Annotated in this window: 15 protein-coding genes; 7 read left to right on the top strand and 8 right to left on the bottom strand. The window is 38.1% G+C overall.

What is annotated here, in order from left to right:
- Nucleotides 1–14: 14 nt before the first annotated feature.
- On the bottom strand, nt 15–2,366 hold the full coding sequence (locus H4J65_RS17830) for a YgiQ family radical SAM protein (protein WP_182182650.1): 2,352 nt from the start codon (nt 2,364–2,366) through the stop codon (nt 15–17).
- A gap of 565 nt (nt 2,367–2,931) precedes the next feature.
- On the opposite strand from H4J65_RS17830, the gene H4J65_RS17825 reads away from it, so the two are divergent.
- On the top strand, nt 2,932–5,430 hold the full coding sequence (locus H4J65_RS17825) for a prolyl oligopeptidase family serine peptidase (protein WP_182182652.1): 2,499 nt from the start codon (nt 2,932–2,934) through the stop codon (nt 5,428–5,430).
- Nucleotides 5,431–5,656: 226 nt separating this feature from the next.
- On the opposite strand, the gene H4J65_RS17820 is transcribed toward H4J65_RS17825, so the two are convergent.
- Nucleotides 5,657–6,499, bottom strand: coding sequence for an ABC transporter substrate-binding protein (locus H4J65_RS17820; RefSeq protein WP_182199016.1), 843 nt, complete (start codon nt 6,497–6,499; stop codon nt 5,657–5,659).
- 174 nt (nt 6,500–6,673) lie between these two features.
- Nucleotides 6,674–7,417, bottom strand: coding sequence for an ABC transporter substrate-binding protein (locus H4J65_RS17815; RefSeq protein ID WP_182199015.1), 744 nt, complete (start codon nt 7,415–7,417; stop codon nt 6,674–6,676).
- A gap of 377 nt (nt 7,418–7,794) precedes the next feature.
- Between H4J65_RS17815 and H4J65_RS17810 the strand changes: the two genes are divergently transcribed.
- A complete protein-coding gene (locus tag H4J65_RS17810) occupies nt 7,795–9,282 on the top strand; it encodes an FMN-binding glutamate synthase family protein (protein WP_182182657.1) in 1,488 nt (495 codons plus the stop codon).
- On the opposite strand, the gene rrtA is transcribed toward H4J65_RS17810, so the two are convergent.
- Nucleotides 9,272–9,871 (bottom strand): rhombosortase, encoded by a 600-nt coding sequence (gene rrtA / locus H4J65_RS17805; RefSeq protein WP_182199014.1) that lies wholly within the window; start codon nt 9,869–9,871, stop codon nt 9,272–9,274. The genes H4J65_RS17810 and rrtA overlap by 11 nt on opposite strands.
- Before the next feature lie 233 nt (nt 9,872–10,104).
- A complete protein-coding gene (locus tag H4J65_RS17800; protein WP_182199013.1) occupies nt 10,105–11,133 on the bottom strand; it encodes a sensor domain-containing diguanylate cyclase in 1,029 nt (342 codons plus the stop codon).
- Between the two features lie 224 nt (nt 11,134–11,357).
- On the opposite strand from H4J65_RS17800, the gene H4J65_RS17795 reads away from it, so the two are divergent.
- Together H4J65_RS17795 and ggt are read left to right on the top strand one after the other, a co-directional pair.
- Entirely contained in the window at nt 11,358–11,984 is a 627-nt protein-coding gene (locus tag H4J65_RS17795) for a tRNA-uridine aminocarboxypropyltransferase (RefSeq protein ID WP_182199012.1), read from the top strand.
- 242 nt (nt 11,985–12,226) lie between these two features.
- Nucleotides 12,227–13,969, top strand: a complete 1,743-nt coding sequence (gene ggt, locus H4J65_RS17790; protein WP_182199026.1) for a gamma-glutamyltransferase — start codon at nt 12,227–12,229, stop codon at nt 13,967–13,969.
- A 202-nt stretch (nt 13,970–14,171) separates the two neighbouring features.
- On the opposite strand, the gene H4J65_RS17785 is transcribed toward ggt, so the two are convergent.
- Both H4J65_RS17785 and cysK read right to left on the bottom strand, forming a co-directional pair.
- Nucleotides 14,172–14,606, bottom strand: a complete 435-nt coding sequence (locus tag H4J65_RS17785; RefSeq protein ID WP_182199011.1) for a hypothetical protein — start codon at nt 14,604–14,606, stop codon at nt 14,172–14,174.
- Nucleotides 14,607–14,852: 246 nt separating this feature from the next.
- Nucleotides 14,853–15,830, bottom strand: coding sequence for a cysteine synthase A (gene cysK, locus H4J65_RS17780; protein ID WP_182138415.1), 978 nt, complete (start codon nt 15,828–15,830; stop codon nt 14,853–14,855).
- 434 nt (nt 15,831–16,264) lie between these two features.
- Here cysK and H4J65_RS18135 point away from each other — a divergent pair, with 434 nt between their 5' ends.
- A complete protein-coding gene (locus H4J65_RS18135) occupies nt 16,265–17,482 on the top strand; it encodes an RDD family protein (protein ID WP_259367656.1) in 1,218 nt (405 codons plus the stop codon).
- A gap of 210 nt (nt 17,483–17,692) precedes the next feature.
- Here H4J65_RS18135 and H4J65_RS17770 read toward each other — a convergent pair whose 3' ends face one another.
- Nucleotides 17,693–19,981 (bottom strand): carbohydrate binding family 9 domain-containing protein, encoded by a 2,289-nt coding sequence (locus H4J65_RS17770; protein ID WP_182199010.1) that lies wholly within the window; start codon nt 19,979–19,981, stop codon nt 17,693–17,695.
- Between the two features lie 818 nt (nt 19,982–20,799).
- On the opposite strand from H4J65_RS17770, the gene H4J65_RS17765 reads away from it, so the two are divergent.
- Together H4J65_RS17765 and H4J65_RS17760 are read left to right on the top strand one after the other, a co-directional pair.
- A complete protein-coding gene (locus H4J65_RS17765; protein ID WP_182138417.1) occupies nt 20,800–21,564 on the top strand; it encodes a DUF599 domain-containing protein in 765 nt (254 codons plus the stop codon).
- 6 nt (nt 21,565–21,570) lie between these two features.
- Nucleotides 21,571–22,062 carry a DUF2919 family protein gene (locus H4J65_RS17760; RefSeq protein WP_182199009.1) on the top strand — a complete coding sequence of 164 codons (492 nt, stop codon included), beginning with the start codon at nt 21,571–21,573 and terminating at the stop codon, nt 22,060–22,062.
- Nucleotides 22,063–22,123 lie beyond the last annotated feature (61 nt).

Genomic DNA, 22,123 nt, shown 5'->3' with positions numbered 1-22,123 from the left:
AATAAATTTCAACATCATACTGCTTTTATTTGGCCTTTTTTAGGTTTTCTGTCGTTAAACTGATTATCAGAAAAACGCGTTAAGCCTTGTTTGGCCTTATCGCCCGGTTTAGCTTTTTTAGCGGTGATGGGTTTTTTACCGTAACGCTTTTCTTGCCCTGGTGAGGTTTTATTCCCTTGGGCATTATTTTTACCTTTGCCGTTGTTTTTAAAATGCATTTGTTGGCTTTCATTTCTGCTTTCATTAGGCACTAAACAACCGGGTTTACTCCCAATCAGTTTTCTTGCCAGACCCATTTTGGTTAAGGCGTCACGAATAATGCCCCAGTTTGCAGGATCATGATAACGCAATATAGCTTTATGCAAACGACGCTGAATAGTGCCTTTTGGCACAGATACGGTTGCGCTGTCTTTTTTAACATTACGCAATGAATCAATTTCAGTATGATAAAGCGTAGTGGCGTTTGCTAACGGTGAAGGATAAAAGTTTTGTACTTGATCAAGTTTAAAGTCGTTTTCCTTTAGCCATAGCGCAAGGTTAACCATATCTAAATCGGTAGTGCCCGGATGTGCTGAGATAAAGTAGGGGATTAAATACTGCTTTTTACCCGCAAGTTTAGAATAATGGTCAAACATTTCTTTAAACTTGTTATAACTGCCCATACCAGGCTTCATCATTTTATTTAATGGCCCTTCTTCAGTATGTTCAGGAGCAATTTTTAAATAACCACCCACATGGTGAGTCGCCAGTTCTTTAACATATTCAGGGTCTTGAATCGCTAAGTCGTACCTTACACCTGAAGCGATAAGTATTTTTTTAATACCTTTAACTTTCCGTGCTCTGCGGTATAAATTAATTGTTGGGGTATGGTCGGTGTCTAAGTGGCCGCAAATAGTTGGCCAAACACAGGATGGCTTACGACAGGTAGCTTCTGCTTTTTCACTTTTACAGTTTAATTTATACATGTTAGCGGTGGGTCCGCCAAGATCAGAAATAACGCCAGTAAAACCAGGCACTTTCAATTTAATATCTTCAATTTCGGCAATAATAGAGTCTTCAGAGCGACTTTGAATAATACGGCCTTCATGCTCGGTAATTGAGCAGAAGGTACAACCGCCAAAACAACCACGCATAATATTAATTGACGTTTTTATCATGTCGTAAGCAGGAATTTTAGCATCACCATAAATAGGATGAGGTACACGTTGATACGGTAAACCAAAAACGCCATCCATTTCTGCTTCAGATAACGGTTTAGCCGGCGGGTTTAACCAAATAAGTCGGCTACCATGCTTTTGCACTAAAGGTTTAGCGGATGTTGGGTTAACTTCTTGATGAAAAATACGTGAGGCATGCGCATAAAGCGTTTTGTTGTCTCTGACTTGCTCAAAGGTTGGTAAGTTAATGTACGTAGTTTCCCACGGTTTTTTCTTATCTTCCCATGATTTATTCTTATGTGCAGTGGCTCTAAATTCACTTAATTGTATCGGTTGTGCGGTTTTAGTCACATCTTTTTCAGCGGCGTTTTTTACCATGTCTTCAGCGGCAGCAGCTGCTGCATCGGCTGATGTCGTCGCGCAGTCAGGCGATGTCATGTCTTGATATGGGCTATAGATAGGGTCTATTTTTCCCGGTTTATCAATACTTCGAGAGTCTATGCCTTTCCAACCGGGTAATACTTGGTTTGCTAAAAATGCGCTACCACGTACATCGGTAATATTTTTAACATCATCACCATTGGCAATACGATGGGCAATTTCTATGAGTGGACGCTCAGCATTACCGTAAATTAACAGATCAGCTTTGGAATCAAATAGTACCGATTGACGCACTTTATCAGACCAGTAATCATAATGAGCGACTCGGCGTAAACTCGCCTCTATACCACCAATAATAATAGGTACGCCTTTATAGGCTTCTTTACATTTCTGGGTATAAGCGGTTACCGCGCGGTCGGGACGTTTGCCACCTTCATCATTCGGGGTATAAGCATCGTCATGGCGCATACGTCTTTCGGCCGTATAGCGGTTAATCATTGAATCCATATTGCCGGCGGTGACACCAAAAAATAAATTAGGTTTACCCAATTGCATAAAGGCGTCTTTTGAGTGCCAATCAGGTTGAGCAATTATGCCGACGCGAAAGCCTTGTGACTCCAACATACGACCAATAACGGCCATACCAAAACTGGGATGGTCAACATAAGCGTCGCCAGTTACTAAAATAATATCGCAACTATCCCAGCCTAACACCTCCATTTCTTGACGAGACATCGGCAAAAATGGTGCGGTTCCATAGCATTCTGCCCAATACTTAGGGTAATCGAATAGTTTTGGAGTTGTTTTCTGGAGTGACGCTAAGTTCATACATTACCTAAATTAATTTTTTACAATAGAGACAAGCGTGATATTACACACTTTCAAAGCCTAACAATGACCTATTAACCGACAAAGTAAATACCTTGATGATAAATGTCATATTTACCACATTCACACAGCGCACGATTGCAGAAATAAAAGTCATATTAACGAAGCGCGCGATTATAGCAGAGAAAAATACGAGGCGCGTGATTAAAAAATATAAGCCCAAACTTTCTTAGGAAAATTGAAAGGATGAATTAGCCCATTGAGTACAATATAAGGCGATTTATCAGAAAAAAATCATTTAAAAAAGTTCTCTTGGTTTTTTCTGCTGAGTTGTTCTACCTGATAGAGGCTTTCATCGTATAAAATTTGTTATTGGTCGTGTTACAAGGCAGAGACATTGAAAATTAAGCTATTTTTTAGTATAACTAGCTACAGGATTCTAATGATTAGCAAGGTTAATCATTTCAGTGCCATTGAATTTTGTGCCAACGTTGAGATAAATAGCCCTTATAAGTAAGCCAATATAAGCTACCTAATATAAGCAACCCCATATAAGTATAAATAAATGATGAAAATACAATTAATTGCCGCTGCTATTAGTTTTTCTTTAGTCGCTTGTGTATCGACAGAGCAAAAACAGGTTGCACTAGACAGTCAGACTACTACCACGAGTGACGTTATCGCTAGTGACGTTATTGCCAGTGAAGTGCTAGCAAAGCCATCTGTAGGTGTAACAAGCGCAACAACGATTACCTTAGAAAAAATCATGTCAAATCCTGATTGGTTTGGCCGCTCTCCTGAGTCTTGGTATTGGGGTGACGACAGCCAAACTGTGTTTTACAAGCAAAAGCGTCAAGGCAACCCATTACGTGATTTAGTACAAAAAAACTTAAGCACCCAAGGTAATGGTGAGTTAGTTAAATTAGCGCAAATGCACGTGGTTGCTGACACTAATGCGGTATTAAATAATAGCCGTACGCATGAGGTATACACCTTTGAAGGCAATGTTTTTGTTAAAGCATTGGCCACTCAAACCGTGCAGCAGTTAACCTATACGTCGGCCGTTGAATCATCGGCGATGTTTTTAACTAATGGTAATATCGCTTATCGTGTTGATGATATCTTTTATGCCCATGATATGAGCAGTCAAAAAATTATTGAGTTAGCCAACTTAAAAATGACTGATGGTGAAGAGCCTGTTCTCGATACACCAAGCTATATCGCTGCTGAGCAACATGAACTGATTGAATATGTTGCGCTACAGCAGCGCAACAAAGACTTACGTGCCGAGCAAAAACGTCAGTTAAGGGTAAAAAATAGCACAGTAACCCAAACAAACTTTTACCTAGGTAAAGGCAATGAAGTTGTGCATGCGAGTCTGTCTCCGGCCGGCGATAAATTAGTGGTCAGTGTGGCAACGGATAAGTCACCAGGTAAAGACAGTGATATTATGCCTAACTATATTGCTAACAACGGCGATATTAAGGCGAAAAAGGTGCGAACACGCGTTGCCGATAACCGCCAATATGCTGAACAGCTTTATATTTTAGATTTAAGCCAAGGCACAAAAGCCTTGTTGAGTTATGACAGCTTACCGGGTTTTGATGAAGACGTGCTAGCCAGTGTGCGTAAAGAAAATTATGCCCGCGAAGGTAAAGAATATAAATCAGAGAAATCAGCGCGTAATATTCATGTTATGCAAACGTGGGCCCCAATTCAATGGCAAAAAAATGGTCAGCAAGTCGCTATTATGCTTGAAGCTTGGGATAACAAAGACCGATGGATCACAACGGTTGATTTTGACCGTAAAGCCTTAGTTTCTCAACACCGTTTACATGATGATGCTTGGATAAATTACACTTTTAACGAACAGGGTTGGGTAAATAACACTGAAAGTTTATATTATCTTTCAGAAGAAAGTGGTTATGCACACTTATACCTTAAGCCCCTAAATGGCAAAGCAAGAGCCTTAACGGCAGGTGATTTTGAAGTTAACGACTTAACAGTATCTGCTGATGAACAAAATATTTACTTTAAAGCCAATAAAAAACACCCAGGTATTTATGAAATTTACAAAGTGAATATTGCGTCAGGTAAAATCACTGCGTTAACCGATTTAGGTGGTATGAATAATTACACGTTAAGCCCTGATGAAGCTAAACTGTTAATTGAGCATTCAGAAATCACCTTACCACCAGAGCTTTATGTTAAAGACATGACTAACAACACTGAGGCAATGCGACTAACCCATACCGTTTCAGCAGCGTTTCTGGCAATGCCTTGGGCAGCACCTAATGTAGTCGCTATCGAGTCATCACATCAAGCACAGCCAATATACTCAAAAGTCTACTTACCTAAAGGTTACGATAAAACCAGTGCTAAAAACAAAGCGGTAATGTTTAGCCATGGCGCGGGCTATTTGCAAAATTCGCATTTAGGTTGGTCGGGTTACTTTCGTGAATATATGTTTCACAGCATGTTAGTACAACAAGGTTATGTGGTTATCGATATGGATTACCGTGCATCAAAAGGCTACGGCCGTGATTGGCGCACAGCAATATACCGCCATATGGGTAAGCCCGAAGTGCAAGATATGCGTGATGGCGTAAATTGGTTAGTGGAAAATGCCAATGTTGACGCTAACCGTGTAGGTACTTATGGCGGCTCTTACGGTGGTTTTTTAACCTTGATGTCAATGTTCACCGACCCTGAGTTATTTCAATCAGGTTCAGCGCTACGTTTAGTGTCAGATTGGGCTTATTACAATCATGGTTACACGTCTAACATCTTAAATATGCCGGGTGATGACCCTATTGCTTATGAACGTAGCTCACCAATTTACTTCGCCGAAGGCTTAGAAAAACCGCTGCTCATTAATGCACCTATGGTCGATGATAATGTGTTTTTTCAGGATACTGTGCGTTTAGTTCAGCGCTTAATTGAGTTAGAAAAACAAGACTTTGAAACCGCTATTTACCCAGTAGAGCCCCATGGTTTTGTTCAACCTAGCTCTTGGTTAAATGAATACCGGAGAATTTATAAGTTGTTTGAAACCACCTTATAAATTTTTAATGATAAGTAATAATAAAGGCCTCATTTGAGGCCTTTATTAGTTTCAGGATGTCGACAATGTTACAAGCACATAGTCTTTCCTAGCCACCTCGGTAATTTCTCCTGCATTAGCCTGATGACTTACATCGCTTATAAATAGGGTTCTACAACATTAATGAAGTTATTCACGTTAGGTGAAATAGTGCCAATATTTGATTAATAACTCAATCGAAACTAATTTATAACTTAGGGCTGGTGAGTGTGTTACGCCATTTTTCCCAGATAGCATCATAACTGCCATCTTGGTAAAGACTTTGTAGTTTATTTGATAAATGCTGGATGATGTTATCGTCAGTTTTTTTACTGCAGGCGAAGAAAAAATTTAGTGGTAAATCTTTAATTTCATAGACCCGTTGCAGCTCATTTATATTAGCTCCCGCTAATTCAGTACGAAATTTTATTGTCGTATCATCGGCGACGATCAGGTCTATTTCTGGTCGAGTAATCAATAAACTAATCAATGAATTTGTGTTATCTAAAACATAGAGGTTTTCGTCTTCGTTAAAGCCTCGCTCTATTAATCCAGTATGAGCGATATCATCTCGATTAACGGCAATAATGTATTTTTTTGCATCATTTAAGTTAGATATTTTAATATGGCGACCTTTACGTGCCCACATTGCCGTATTGCTTACGCTAGATATTGGCCCAACCCACTTAAACATATTTTCTCGTGACTTTAACCGAGCAATGGAGAATATGCAGTAATTAGCTTTTACTTGGGCTAAATTATAAGAGCGGACCCAAGGATAATTTTTCATTGAGTAGGCATAATGACTTCGTGCCATTGTCTCTTTAATAATATCTACAGCAAAGCCGGACAGTGGTTTATTTTGAGTCACTATTTGGTATGGGGGTAAATGTTCGGTAACTATATGTATAACTGGATTTTTGTTAGCACTGATAGGCAAAGCAACCCATAATAATGTTAAAGCAATGTATGATATTTTTTTTATATACAGACTTGCGCTACTCTGTTTATGACGAGCAATAACATTGTGGTTATTTTGAGTTTTCTGCAATTGATATCCCTTATTAAGCCAAAGCCCATTTATGATTGTAATCTTCTTTAATTTTAATCATATAAAACTAACATTAGAAAGCTAAATTTTAGTCAATAATTGCGTAAAATGTATTTTTAATCAGAAGATTATGGCGTTTTAAGTGTTTTTTTATTAACCATTAATTGAATTATACTAGAAGTCAGGGCTGAGCAGTTGGTCACGCCATTTTTTTAAAATAGTATCGTAACTGCCATCTTGGTAAAGGCTTTGCAAATTTTTTGATAAATGTTTGATTATGTTATCGTCGGTTTGCTTACTGCAAGCGAAGAATAAATTCAAAGGTAAGCTTTTAATTTCATAGACACGTTGTAGATCATCTATAGTCACACCAGCTAAATTTGTATGAAATTTTATCGTCATATCATTCGCTACAATTAAATCTATCCCGGGTCGAGTCAAGAGTAATTTCACCAAGGATTTAGTATTATCTAAAACATAAAGGTGCTCATTTTCTTTAAAACCTAGTTCTATTAGCCCGATATGGGTCATATCATCGCGACTTACGGCCACAGTGTATTTTTTTACATCGTTTAGGTTTCCCACCTTAATCGTTCGAGTTTTAAGTGCCCACATCGCGGTATTGTTGACGTAATATATCGGCCCCACCCACTTAAAAAGGGTTTCTCGTGACTTTGTGCGAGCAAGAGAAAATATACAGTGATTAGCTTTTACTTGGGCTAACTTATAAGACTGACTCCACGAATAACTATTTAAGGTATAGTCGTATTGACTGCGTTTCATTGTTGCTTTAATAACGTCGACAGCAAAGCCCGATAGCGATTTATTTTTGGCTTCTATTTGATATGGTGGTAGGTGCTCGGTAACTAAATGTATCGAGGGGGAATTTTCAGCATTAACCCATGATACAGGTAGCAATAATGTTAATGCTGTAGAGCGAAATTTTTTAATATGAACTCCTTAGTTAAAAAAAGGATTTATATATTGATAGTAACCTTTTTGAAAATTCACTAAGCCACTTTTATGGTCACTAAATCATCATATACAACTGACATGAAAAAGCCACAGATTTAAACTGATTGATGCTAAAGTGATTTTTATTAAGGCAATACTATACTGCCTGTATATGTGCTTGTATAAGGTCATGGTACATTTTTTATGCATTATCAATTATTCTATGATGATATGATAAATGCCATATTCTGAGTCTTTTCGATAGCTTTTTGTCGATGATTTCTTGATAAAATATCAGATTAAAATCAACTGAAAAAACCAACAAGATTAACGAGGTAAACATGGATAACATGCTAGGTTATGTAGAAACGCTTTCTGCACTATTTATATTATTGTTGGGGCTAGGCGTATTAGCGATAATCTATATGTACATTGTAGATAAAACGCAAAATAAACAGGCGATAAGGCGTAATTATCCCGTTATTGGCCGGTTTAGATATTTTTTTGAAAAGCAGGGGGAGTTTTTTAGACAATACTTTTTTGCCATGGACCGAGAAGAGCTACCCTTTAATCGAGCCGAACGTAGCTGGGTCTATCGTGCAGCAAAAAATGTTGACCGTACCGTGGCATTTGGCTCGACGCGAAATCTTGAACCCATTGGCACCATAATGTTTATGAACTGTGCTTTTCCGACCCTGGAAGAAGACGCAGTCCCGGCGAGCGCTATTACCTTTGGTCGTCAATGTAGAAAGCCTTACATCACAGATTCAATTTTTAATATTTCAGCGATGAGTTTTGGCGCTTTATCTGCACCAGCAATTAAAGCACTTTCAGATGGTGCAGCAAAAGCAGGATGCTGGTTAAACACAGGTGAAGGCGGGGTTAGTGAACATCATCTGGCCAGTGGTGCAGATATTGTTTATCAAATAGGCACCGCAAAATATGGCGTAAGGGATGAGCACGGGCAGTTATGCGACAAAATGTTGGCTGCATTAGCGGCGATGCCACAAATTAAAATGTTTGAAATAAAAATGAGCCAAGGCGCTAAACCCGGTAAAGGAGGCATATTACCAGGCAAAAAAGTGACTGAAGAAATTGCTATCATACGAGGTATACCCATAGGTGTAGACTCAATTAGTCCCAATGCTCACCCAGAAATTAAGTCAGTGAAAGATATTCTGACCATGGTCAATCGAGTGCGCAAAGTCACAGGCAAGCCCGTAGGCTTTAAAGCGGTTATCGGTGAATCGTTATGGTTAAGAGATTTACTTGAAGAGATTAACCGCCAAGGGCCAGAATCTGCGCCAGATTTTATTACCATAGACAGTGCTGATGGTGGTACGGGGGCAGCACCACAACCCTTAATGGATTATGTTGGCTTGCCGTTAAAAGAAAGCTTACCGCTAGTTGTTAATTTACTCGTTGAATATGGTTTACGTGACCAAATTAGAATTATATGTGCAGGTAAACTGATCACACCATCAAAAGTTGCTTGGGCACTGGCAATGGGGGCCGATGCTGTAAATTCAGCAAGAGGATTTATGTTTTCTTTAGGTTGTATTCAAGCAATGCAGTGTAATAAAGACACCTGTCCTACGGGGATAACTACGCATGATCCTAGATTACAACAAGGGTTAGACCCGATCAGTAAAGCTGTGCGTGTTGCCAATTATCATAAGTACATTCTATACGGTGTTGGCTTGTTAGCACATTCATGTGGTGTTACCCAGGCAAGAGGTCTAGGCCGTCACCATGTTCGCGTTATTCAAGACAACGGTTTATCTATTGCGCTTGATAAATTACATCCCTATAACGAAACTAAGCACTAGCTTTATTAGTTGTAAAATAACACCAGATAAAAGCTAACAAGCCACCGATCGCGCCATATAAATGAGCATCGGTGGCAACACTTGCACCGATAAGTATTTCTACATCGGCGCTGGCACCGTAAATTTGCTCATGAATGATTTTTGCCATCACCCCGATTAACAGCAGATAGCCGGTTTTTTCTTTATGCTTGATGTCCATTAATGCCCCCCAAACGAAAAAGCCATGTAGAACACCTGACAGCCCAACATAAAGTTCAATGTTGACAGAAAACCAATAAATACCCAGGCTGCAAACTATGGCACTGGTCAGAAACACTAACAGGTAATTTTTATAGCTATAATATTGGCCATGCAAGGCCCATAGCAGAGCGACTGCGGCAGTGTTCAGTAGAAAGTGATTAGCATTAGAATGAAAAAAATGGCCTGATATTATGCGCCAATATTCTCCCGCTGTGATTAAGCTGCGATTATAAATGAGCAAGTCAGAAGTTTGAGCATCAAAGATAAAGGCGCTCAAAGCAAGCGTGAATACGATCAAAGGGCCAAGACTGTGAGTTTTGTTTACGGGTAAAGGTTTTAATTGCAGCATGTGTTTTTATTATTTGTTTAAATTTATACCGTCATATGATTCAACGCACTTTAGCAGTTGCTTGTAGCTTTATAAACATTTGTTTTAGTGAGCATAGTGAGTAATAGCGAGTAATGGTGAGTAATAGCGAGTAATGGCCAGTGAGTATGGATTCAGCTTGATAGCTATAGCTGCTCAGTTACACTTCAATAAACAATCAACTTTTCCTACGTAACTTAAATAACTTAAATAGTTTAAATAACTTCAGAGTAAACTTGATTACGACCTTGTGCTTTTGAAATATAAAGCTGTTTATCTACCCGTTTAAATAAACTGTCTATTGAGTCACCGCTGTTATATTGTGCAATGCCAAAGCTACAGGTTACTGATATTTTGTCCTTTATTTGATATTGGCTAATCATTTCTCGTAATTTATCGCTGGTTTGATGTGCCTGTTTTTGAGAGAGTTCAGGGAAGATAATAACAAACTCATCACCACCCCAGCGAGCAAATAAATCGACATCTCTAATGTTTTGGGCAACAAGTTTGCTTATAATACAAAGAATATTATCACCCACTTTATGGCCATATTGGTCGTTAATTTCTTTAAATTTATCTAGATCAAACATGACTAGGGTCAAAGGGTGGTGATAGCGATCAGCGCGTATGATCTCTTTATTTAATACCGTTTCAAAAAGCTTACGATTGGCAATTTCTGTTAAAGGGTCTATGTTTGAAACAGACTCAACCTCGATAATTTTTCGTTCTAATTGTTGATTTTTTTTGGCTAACTCATCCGTTTTTTGTGCAATAACTTTTTCTAATGATAAGTGACTATCTTGTAATAGATTGTTTTTTTCAATCAGGTCGGTTTGAGCCATAACTTGTTGGTGTATATCATGATGTGCGCCAATCATCCGGTCAACACTGCCATCGGTATTTCTTGCTATAATCGCACCGCGATCTGCAATCCATAAATAACTATCGTCTGATTTTTTACAACGATATTCTATATCGTAAGCGTTAATGTCTCCTGATATATAACGCTCAAACTCATGCATTACTCTAGGGTAATCTTCTGGATGGATGATATTTTCCCAAGTAAATACATCTTTTCTAAAAGCAGCAAATTCGTAACCTAACATGTGGTACCAGCTTGGGCTACGGGTCACTACTTTGGTATTGCTGTTCCAGTCCCAAACACCTTCAACAATAATATTTAAGATAGTATTTAAGGTATGATCTGAAGCGCTAGCCGAACTGTGCTGATAGGTTTTATGCATGAAAACTCCTTGCTAAATGCATTCTGAAAACAACCATGTTTAAAAACACTCGTTGCTTCGGTGCGATATCGACAACGTCCCTAAGTAATAGCGGTGATTGGTTGAATTAGCAATTCGAAATGAGTTAAGTACAACAAGATTAAAAAGTAATGTAATAAATGACTTAAACTCGTCGATAAAGTTTCGTAAACTTAGCCATCCTATTTTTTTGTTATTTTAAATTAATGTCCCGAGTTTTATGTCAACAATGTCAACGGCCTGAAAAAGCCTGTATTTGCGCTTTTACTGTCGCTATTGATAACCACATACCTGTTATTGTGCTGCAACATCCCAGTGAAGTTAAGCAAAGCAAAGGTACGGTCAGCTTATTACAACAATCGTTAACGAACTGCGAGGTGATAGTGGGCGAAACCTTTGCGGATTCTGATATTTTAAGGCAGCGCTTGATACAATACGCTGACAACATAGTCTTGTTATATCCGAGTAAGCAGGCTTTAACGCTGAATTTTCCAGCGTTAACTATTACCGATAATAATCAAAGTGAGGATATAGAGCCTAAGCTGAGTGAAATTAAGTGCATTATTATACTTGATGGTACTTGGAAAAAAGCCTATCGCATGTTTATGAGCAATGCTTGCTTACATAATATAAAGCATATTGTTTTACCGCAAGGCATAGCCAGCCTTTATGAGATTAGAAAAACCAAAAAAGATCATGCGCTATCATCACTCGAAGCATGCTGTCATGCTTTAGCCCGCGTAGAAAATGAGCCTGAAAAGTATCAAAACTTGTTAAATAGTTTTGTAAAATTTAATAAATTTCAGCAATCATTTAGTCAGCATAGTGACTGATGGCTGAATAAGATATAGACCTGTTAATGAAGGTGTTAATATCTTGGGCAATGTTATGGTCGTTAAAGTAGACCAGTTGCCTTAATGAGCCGGTCTACTTTATACACAGATAAAAGGGTCTAATAAAAGGCACTTATTGTAATAGCTAGTTGTTTAAATTAGCTGAAATGATCAGAAAATTAGTGAGATTAATCTAACTTATCGTCAATTATTTATTAAGGAACAGCATGTCAAATTCAGCCATGAAAGGGCTATTATCTTTACTCTTTATTTCCACCAGTTTGTTGGTTGTAGCAGCGCCAGATAAAAAAAGAGAAGACCGTGAGCCAGAAGCGGCAACAGGTATTATCGCTAAGCAAACCGTTGTTACCGAACATGCCATGGTAGCAGCAGCAAACCCTTATGCCAGTAAAGCCGGTTTGAATATACTTAAGCAAGGTGGAAGTGCTGTAGATGCTGCTATTGCAGTTCAATTGGTATTAACCTTGGTTGAACCACAATCTTCAGGTATTGGTGGCGGTGCGTTTATGTTGCATTGGGATAAAAAAGCTCAGCAGCTAACCACTTTTGATGGCAGAGAAACCGCACCAGCTGCGGCAACAACAGATATGTTTTTAGATGAAAATGGTCAAGCTATTCCATGGATAAAAGCCGTTGTTGGTGGTCATGCTGTTGGCGTACCTGGGGTATTAGCAAGTCTTAACAAGGCGCATGTAAAATATGGCAAGCTACCTTGGGCGGTATTGTTTAAAGATGCAATTAATTTAGCAGAAACAGGGTTTATTGTTTCACCTAGGCTAGAAAAACTGGTGGCAATGGAATTTAACCCCGGTATTACGAAATTACCGACGATTAAAAACTACTTTTTTCCTCATGGTGAGGCAGTAAAAGCAGGGCAGTTATTAAAAAATCCAAAGTTAGCGACGGTATATCGTAGTATTGCTAAAAACGGCATCAATGCTTTTTATGAAGGTTGGATCGCGAAGAAAATTGTTGCTGCAGTTCAACAATCACCCATTGCCCCAGGTCGTTTAACATTAGCTGATATGAAAAATTATCGCGCAAAAGAATTACCGGCGGTATGTGGACCTTATCGACAATATCAAGTGTGTGGCATGGGACCACCAAGTTCAGGTGGTGTGGCGGTTATTCAAATACTTGGACAACTTGAGAAATTTGATATTGCCAAATTATCGCTAGCAGATGTTGAGTTTACCCACTTATTTAGCCAAAGTTCTCGTTTGGCATTTGCTGATCGTAATCGTTATATTGCCGATAGCAGCTTTGTGAATGTGCCCACACAGGGGTTGATTTCAAAGCCATATATGGCGCAGCGCTCCGCGTTGATTAATCCTGATAGCGATATGGGCACAGCGGTTGCAGGCACACCAATAGGTGCACTCGCACAAGCCGACGACAATGCTTATGAATTGCCTTCAACAAGCCATATCTCAATTGTTGATGAAGACGGTAATGCGGTTTCTATGACCACCAGTGTTGAAATGGGCTTTGGCTCTGCGGTGATGGTTGAAGGTTTTATTCTCAATAATCAATTGACTGACTTTTCATTAGATCCAAAAAAGAATGGCCAGTGGGTAGCTAACCGTTTAGAGCCAGGTAAGCGTCCGCGAAGCTCTATGGCACCTATGATGGTATTTACTCAAGACAAGGCTTTAAAGCTTGTTTTAGGCTCTCCGGGCGGCAGCCGAATTATTAATTATGTTGCGCAAACCATGATCGCTATTTTAGATTGGCAACTTGATCCACAATCTGCGATTAACTTGCCCCACATCACTAATCGCAATAAGGTCACCACATTGGAAAAAGGCAGCGATTTAGTCAAGCTTAAGTCTGCGTTAGAAGCAAAAGGGCATCAGGTTGTGGTGCGTGATTTAAACAGTGGTATTCAAGCGATTGAATTATCTAAGGGTAAATTGCGAGGTGGGGCTGATCCTCGTCGCGAAGGTATAGCCATAGGTTATTAACTTTAACTTAAACTAAAGCTAAAGTTTAAAAAACAAAACGGCGTCAATATTGACGCCGTTTTTATATTTAAGATAAATGGTCAGCTTTTTTCTTCCCGACAAAAGCTAAGTACCGAGATCTACATTTACACCTATGTCGGCAATGCCACGACTATATGGATGTGAAGATGTGAAAGAGTGGCGATGTTGTTTTAGGGAGCAATTAAAAGGGATCTTTTAGTTTCTTTTCGATAATCCATTTATTATCAATTTGTACTAACAACAATCGTTTAACATCTTTTATACGGTCATTTTGGTAATAACCGTCAAAATAAATAGTAATCTCCGCAGAGTTTTTAAATTGTTCTCTTACTTTAACACCACTATCATCGGGCGTAATATCAACTTTATCGTATGACATATTGAATAAATGGCGAGCAACCGCTCTGGGTGATTGATAGTGCAGAATAATGCGCGATAATCTTGGACTACAAACCGATGCAGCTTTTTTAATATTTTGTTCATTATACAAGGCATTAAAAAATTCAATGGCAACCTCTTCTGGGTTGTCAAGATTATGAATTTTGTTGTTGTTTTCTTTAGTACAGGCAGAGAACAAAACAACGAAACTTAAGATGATTAATTTTAAATAATTCATAGGGTAACAGATAACTTTGTGAACTTAACGCCATTTTACCGTAAAGGTAGGCATCAAAGATAGAGTAAGCTAATTTTTACTGACATAAATTGTATAATATTTTAAGATCAAAAAAAGCCTGACTCTTTCAAATCAGGCTTTTAAAATTCAGCTCAAGCTAGCGTTTAATTGTCAAAAAACCAGTAAATTGTCATAATTTAATAATAATGACTTAACAATAAAACTTAGCTTGATGTTTTTTGGCTATTACGCCAGGTCTTCTTCAGAAAATGAATCAGCAAACAATGGACTTGAAAGGTAGCGTTCAGCAGAGCTAGCAAGAATAACGACAATGTTTTTGCCCGCATTTTCTGGTCTTTCAGCAATACGCTTAGCGGCTACAACGGCAGCTCCAGACGATATACCGGCAAGTATACCTTCTTCTTTCATTAAGCGATGCGCCATTGCCATGCAGTCGTCATTTGATACCTGTTCAACGGCATCAATAAGTGAAAGATCTAAGTTGCCAGGAATAAAACCAGCACCAATACCTTGAATTTTATGAGGACCCGGTGTTAGTTTTTCACCCGCGATTGCTTGAGTAATAACAGGCGAATCTGTAGGTTCAACCGCTACTGAGGTGATTTTATGCTCAGCAACACTTTTAAGGTATCGCGTTGTACCGGTAATTGTGCCACCTGTACCAACACCAGCAACGAAGAAATCAATGTTACCTTTAGTATCACGCCAAATTTCAGGCCCGGTAGTTTTTTCATGAATTTCAGGGTTAGCTGGATTATCAAATTGACCTAACAGTACTGTGTTATCTGGATCAGCATCTTTAATTTCTTGTGCTTTGGCAATAGCACCACCCATGCCTTTGGCACCGTCGGTTAATATTAATTTAGCCCCTAGCGCAATTAATAACTTTCTACGCTCTATACTCATGGTGTTTGGCATAGTTAGGGTGATTTTATAACCACGAGCAGCAGCAACAAATGCTAGTGCGATACCTGTATTACCACTGGTGGGTTCGACAATAGATTTACCGGCCACAAGCAAACCTTTTTTCTCGGCATCCCAAATCATATTGGCACCAATGCGGCACTTAATACTGAAGCTTGGGTTACGTGCTTCAATCTTGGCGTAGATATTTGCAGTATTTTCACCCGTAACTATGCGGTTAAGTTTAACTAGCGGTGTATTACCAATTGATGTTGAGTTATCTTCAAATATAGTCGACATTCTTTAATCCTTTTTTCATTGCATTGACCGAGTATGGCATACAGGTTTAATAGATATTTTACGTGTTAATCACCAAAAGCTATTTCAGTTCATTAACACTATTGTAAGTAGGTTAACACTATTGCAAGTAGGTTAACCCTTTATGGCAGAAAAAGAAGTGATATTTCGGTATCTTATATGCAAAAAAGGAATAGATACCTAACTAATGAGTCTTAGATGTGGATTTTTTGCATACTTGAGTATAGCTTTATGTCATCTATATCGCTGTTGTAATAGTTAGGCGGAAATCAACTCATTGATATTAAGATATTTAATTTATTTACAGATAGCTAAAGTACAGTAAGCCCCCAAGGTACAGATGGACAAGGGTGGTAGGTAATTTATAAACTAAGTTTTGGATAAGTTACTTAATAAAGTATCACAAAGAGATTTCAATGATGGCGAAAATTCAAGTAAAAAAATTGTCTGATGAAGAAACGCGTGAAATATTAACACCACTGGCTTTTAAAATTGATAAGTCGCTGTTTGGTATATCATTAGCTGTGCCGTGGCGCCGAGGCATGGCACTGTTAGTAGATTTGTGTTTGGTCGCTTTGTTAAGTGGTGCTCCGGGCGAGTTATTGGCTTTTTTGGTGGCGATAACGTTATTTAAACTGGGCAGTAGAAAACGTGGTAATAAATTGGCTAAAAAACGTGCTTTAAGCAAAATAATTTTACGTGTTTTTGCGGCGTTAATTGTTTTCGTCGTCTTGATTGATATCTTACCCAAGCTCTTTGCTAAATTAGAGACCTTTAATCATGATGTTGAGCAAGCAGGGCAGAGCCAAGGTACATTATCGAGTAATAAAATACAAAGCCATGCAGAAAATATGACTGAAGCAAACACTAATGTCTCAGAGGATAATGATTTTATCAAAGCCGCACTCACCTTAGCTGCAGGCGTTGCAACTTCTCAGACTGACTGTGTTGATTATCCATGTTGGCTGCAGTTGTGTGAAAGTTTATCATCGGCCTATAGTGAGCAAACAGCCTCGAGGCTAGAAATTAACAAATTTAATGCTGACTTACTTGAACGTGTGGCTAAGCAAAGCCGTTTAAGTCAGCAAGAAATAACCCAGTTAAGTGTGCAACTTGAACAATTACCTTTAGCTGCTCAGACTAAGCCGCCATTGATTAAAGACAAAGTTGAGAAAAAAGTTGCGTTTACTGGCGCTGAACAAAGTAATACCACAAGCGAAATAGATAAAAATAAACCTACGGTTGCTGTTCCGTCGAGTTCATCGGTATATAAAGGCTTTGCTTGGTTACAAGGTTTAGTCGAAGATCTGGGGCTAGGTTTTGGTTGGGCAGCATTTTATTTCACTATGTTTACCGCACTTTGGAATGGCCAAACACCGGGCAAAAAGCTGTTTAGTATTAGAGTGATCCAGCTTGATGGCACGCCGTTATCAATATGGGACAGTTTTGGGCGTTATGGTGGTTATGGTGCTGGCATAGCCACAGGTTTACTTGGCTTTGCTCAGATATTTTGGGACCCTAATCGACAGGCTATTCATGATAAAATTTCAGCAACAATTGTCGTTAATGATACTAATATTGATACTGAGAGTAAAATAAGCAGCACCAACACTGCTGAGCAGACAGTTGCTTAAAACCACTGATATTATGAAACAGCCTCGAATACTGGTTGAGTACTGAACGACAAAAGTTAAAATTACCTGCCTTTAGGCACAAGGCAGGCTAGGGATAGGCATTAATCTTTTTTCACTGTAAGTTATTAGCGTAATCAAGCGCTTACTTTGTTATTGATTACACTGATAGCTGATGTGATTAAAATTAATTTAAGTTGCTAGTCTTAATACTTATGGCAACCATGCATAACTAATTTTACTGTAAATGGTACGTTGATCTCGCGTTAAGTTTTTCAATCTATCATCTTGATAACTATTATCAGAATAGCCCAAATAAAATACGGTTTGTGGGTTTATCTTATAAGCATAAATTAGCTGTGTTGATAAGTTGTTATTTTTTACTGAATAGGCGCTGGGATTATTATCTAGGTTGAAGTCAATATCGGTGTAAACAACGTTTAATTTCAAATAGCTATAAATATTAAACTGATATGAAACACGAAGTTCAGTTAAGTTTTCGGTAAACACGTTGGCATTGTCGGCCTCTAAATTACTGTAGGTGTGCGAGAACTCAAACTCTAAATGTTTATTAACATTATAATTTATGTAGCCATAAAGTGCTGTAATATCACCCAGTCGGTCATTAACATAATCAATTTTATCGCCAATGGTTAATTCAAGCTCAGTGGAAAATTGCGCTGTTGGCTGAATATAACCATAGATAACGAGCTGATTTTCTTGGAAACGCTGGGTGTTACCGTCAATGCTGTTATCAATAGGTAAATTAAAATCTAGTTCATGACGGCGTAAGCCAATTTTATCAGCGCTAACCAGCATTGCATCAAACAGTGATAGCATTGGGCCATCGATACTGAAGCTTGAAGAGACTGAGCGCTCCAATAACTCACCGTTTTCATTGTGTAATATTTGCCATTGGCCAGCAAACTTCATTTTTTGCCAAGCACTGTCAGGCTCACCATAGATAAAGCGATTAACCAACACGTTACTCTTTTGATAATCAGCACGTGGCATAAAACCTAAATCAGCACGAAATTTTGTGCCTATTTCTTGGTGTTCTGAAAACACCTGCCAATATTCAGAATCATGTTCATACTGAATTTTAAAGGCATGGTCGTTAAAGTTTTCTGCTTGGCCGCTGTCGGTAAATTGTGCTGAGTCTTTAGTATCAGCCACCAATATTTGTGCTTGGAATGAGTTTGAGTCATTTAGACGATATTTTGAATCAAGTCCTGAAACAAAATTATGATAACTATCGGTTTGGCGTAACGTGCTAATAACACCAAGAGATAAATCGTCGTTAACATCATAGCGATATTTTATTGCCCCTGACTCACTCTTTTCATCTAATGAAATTAATCTTGATCCAGTATTACCAGGCAGAATAATATTGGTTTGCGTATCATTGGTCATGAATGCGCCATAACTATGTTGGCCTTGGGTGCCTGTTAGTTTGGCGCCGTATTCGGGATCAGCAATGTTTCGCGTGTAGACAAGATCAAAGTTACTGGAAAAATATTCTGAATTTTCAACAAAAAACTGACGTTTTTCATCATAAAATAATGAAAAGGTTTTATTAACACTTAACTGGCCGGCATCTGACTCAACATTAGAAAAATCTGGGTTGACGGTAACATTTAATAAGGTGTTGGCATTAATGCCCCAACGTAGATCTAAACCGGCATCAATATCGTTTTCACTTTGCCAATCTGTTGTTGGCGCAAATATTTCACGACTTTCGCTTTTACTAGCGACTAATGTTGGCGTGATCATAATATTTTTGCTGGCTTTAGCGTCTTTAAATCCGGTTATTTCTGGGATTTGACATAACCAACAAGCATCGTCACGATCAAGTTCAATGTGTGATATCCGCAAACGTGTATCACGTGGGTATAAGCGCACTAACTCCATTGCCCAAGTTTTAACATCATCATTGTCGTCAAAATTTAAAATATGATAGGGAATCGCAATTTCAACTTGATAGCCGGTTTTCGTTATTTTACCAGCAGATTGCCAAATACCATCCCAGGCTTCGTCTTTACTGCCGGTCATTTCATTGAAAATAGCGTCATGTTGTACGCCGTGTGGATTAACAAAAAACTCGTAGTTTAAACGGCGATTATTGTAAGTATCTAATTTAAAACCGACTAAGTCATCTCTCCAGCGAGTATCGCGGTCACCTAAAAATCCTTGAATTAATTCAGGGTTAGGATCTTGGGCAATAAAAGCGATGTAGAGAAAATCACCATTTTCAACAATTTTTGCGCTTGTTGAAACTGGGCTAGATTTATTGTTCCAAGGGCTGTTAACAATATCAAGCGATACATCAAGGGCTTGCTGCCATATAGCATCATTTAACTTACCGTCAATTTCTAACTTAAGGTCGACATGGGGAATATTTAATTGTGCCAGTTCTACGGTGTTTTCTTGAGCAACACTAGGCTGTATAAATAGTATAAATGCGCTGGCGAGTGCAGATAGGCCACGAATACTAAATTTCAAATTTACCACTCCAATCTTTTTATTATTTTATATTTTAACGTAATAATTTCTACGTTAACGAGAATTCCTTTTAACAAATTGTTACAAATTTGCTAAACAATGGCAATGTAAACTTCTGTTTTGGTAGAAAAAAACTCTTTTAATGATGGTTTCTTTAGCCATATAAAAATATGGCCTTATTTATATGGCTACTTATGACGCTATTTATGGTGTTATTGATGAGACGAATTATGAGGCTTATTTAAGCTAAGCATAGCTAGGTTTGATGAACAAACTTGGCCGTTCGTAGTTTGATTTTATTGCGATAGAGAGTCGTTTGGTAGATGACTTTTTGCTATGTTGGTTCATGTTTTTCGGTGCTAATTATGCGGCGCTATATCAATAGTTGAATGGGCTTGTGTGGCTATGATAAATAAAAGTACAAAATTTTTAGACTAAATTGCTAGCCAGTGTGTCAATCGGTTAATTGAGTAATATATACCTTTTGCCATCGGGATTCAGTGGGCTAGGTTTTGCTTAAGTTTACCTTAGGTTTAACGTCGAGGTACTTATTTAGGTTGCAATTAATTTGGCTGCTAAAGCGGTTTTTATTAGCTAGTTACTTGTTAACACGATTAATTTACCATCCTATTTTTTAGCTTTTTTTAGTATAACGCCAAGTAACCTCATTCGTTATTTCAATTGATATTATCATATAAAAGTTATTCAGAAATTATGAAGAATTAATGAATAATTAATGAATAATTGCTCGAATCTTAAAAAATTGTAGAGCATAATAACTTCATCTTTATTAAAAATGATAAGTCTTTGTAATTACTATGCCATTTTCTCTGCTTGATGTTATCGCGCTTTGCTGTTTTTTTATTTGTTGGGTGGGGTATACCGGATTTGCACGTAAAAAAGCAAAAACAACCAACTGTGTTGCAAGATGCTTGCATCAACATAGAATTTATTGGATGTATGAAATTATTGGTCGTGATGTTCGGGTGAGTGAGGCCGCCTTACTCGCTAATTTAGAACGTAATATTTCCTTTTTTGCTTCTTCTACCTTGTTAATATTAGCGGGTGTTTTAACATTGTTTGCTCAAGTAGAGCGACTTGAGTCAGTGATTGGCTCAATTCCATATGCTAGCTTTCCTAATCATGTCATGATCCAATTAAAGCTCAGTTTGCTCACGTTTATTTTTGTTTTGTCATTTTTTCAATTTACTTGGTCAATGCGCCAATATGGTTTTGTGAACGTCATGATTGGCGCTTGTCCGTTTGACCAAAGTGGTGAGAATGAAAACTTGAAAAAATATGCTGAACAAATGGCCGTAGTGCAAGACCAAGCGGCTCATTCTTATAACTACGGTTTACGCTCTTATTATTTCTCTATTGCTGCTTTATGTTGGTTTTTTCATCCATTAATTTTTATGATAGCCAGCTTATTTGTTGTTTATACTTTGTACAACCGCGAATTTCGCTCAAAAGCAGTCAAAGCGATTACTTTAGGGCAAAAGTATTTGGAGCTTGAGTCTGTTGCTAGGCATGCAAAGGCCAGTAATACAACAAACACTAATCAAAACGTTAGTGATAAGTAATGCTTTATGTCAGCTAAATATTACGCGCACTTTTTACCAAAACACTTTGATAGTTTTGACTGCTTAAAATTAGCACCCGGTATTTACATTATTTTACTGTTTATATTGCGTGCCTATATTATTTGGATCATGTCAGTGACTAATATGCGTGATCACGTGGGTATGATTCAGTGGGTTTTTCCACAAACTGCACTGTTTTATTTAAATTTAGCTTCAGGTGTTATTGGCTTGTTTATTGTACTTATTTTAAGTTTACGCCGACCTAAAGCGCAAGCTTGGGTGCGTATTTGTTGGCGAAAATGTAAGGTATTGCTCATTGTAGCGTTAACTTTTGATTTGTTTATTGGGGTTTTAGGCTATTTTATTTGGCAACTTCAATCGATAACCTGGTTGCTAGTACATTGTTCGTTGGTAATATCCGCGATTGTCTATATTTTATTGAGTAAAAGACTTACCATTAACATTGCAGAATTTCCTGAAGCTTTACCTGAAAAGTGACATTAAAAGCCTTCATACCACCATGTAAAAACAGGCATGACAAAAAATTAAAGGGTTAGAC

This window comes from Colwellia sp. MB02u-9, assembly GCF_014077085.1.
Lineage (GTDB): Bacteria > Pseudomonadota > Gammaproteobacteria > Enterobacterales > Alteromonadaceae > Cognaticolwellia.
This window is presented reverse-complemented; position numbering and strand designations above follow the sequence as displayed.

Excerpts from the sequence above, each read along its gene's own strand:
- H4J65_RS17830 (WP_182182650.1), bottom strand. The coding sequence starts at position 2,366 with ATGAACTTAGCGTCACTCCAGAAAACAACTCCAAAACTATTCGATTAC.
- H4J65_RS17825 (WP_182182652.1), top strand. The coding sequence starts at position 2,932 with ATGATGAAAATACAATTAATTGCCGCTGCTATTAGTTTTTCTTTAGTC.
- H4J65_RS17810 (WP_182182657.1), top strand. The coding sequence starts at position 7,795 with ATGGATAACATGCTAGGTTATGTAGAAACGCTTTCTGCACTATTTATA.
- rrtA (WP_182199014.1), bottom strand. The coding sequence starts at position 9,871 with ATGCTGCAATTAAAACCTTTACCCGTAAACAAAACTCACAGTCTTGGC.
- H4J65_RS17800 (WP_182199013.1), bottom strand. The coding sequence starts at position 11,133 with ATGCATAAAACCTATCAGCACAGTTCGGCTAGCGCTTCAGATCATACC.
- H4J65_RS17795 (WP_182199012.1), top strand. The coding sequence starts at position 11,358 with ATGTCCCGAGTTTTATGTCAACAATGTCAACGGCCTGAAAAAGCCTGT.
- ggt (WP_182199026.1), top strand. The coding sequence starts at position 12,227 with ATGAAAGGGCTATTATCTTTACTCTTTATTTCCACCAGTTTGTTGGTT.
- H4J65_RS17785 (WP_182199011.1), bottom strand. The coding sequence starts at position 14,606 with ATGAATTATTTAAAATTAATCATCTTAAGTTTCGTTGTTTTGTTCTCT.
- cysK (WP_182138415.1), bottom strand. The coding sequence starts at position 15,830 with ATGTCGACTATATTTGAAGATAACTCAACATCAATTGGTAATACACCG.
- H4J65_RS18135 (WP_259367656.1), top strand. The coding sequence starts at position 16,265 with ATGATGGCGAAAATTCAAGTAAAAAAATTGTCTGATGAAGAAACGCGT.
- H4J65_RS17765 (WP_182138417.1), top strand. The coding sequence starts at position 20,800 with ATGCCATTTTCTCTGCTTGATGTTATCGCGCTTTGCTGTTTTTTTATT.
- H4J65_RS17760 (WP_182199009.1), top strand. The coding sequence starts at position 21,571 with ATGTCAGCTAAATATTACGCGCACTTTTTACCAAAACACTTTGATAGT.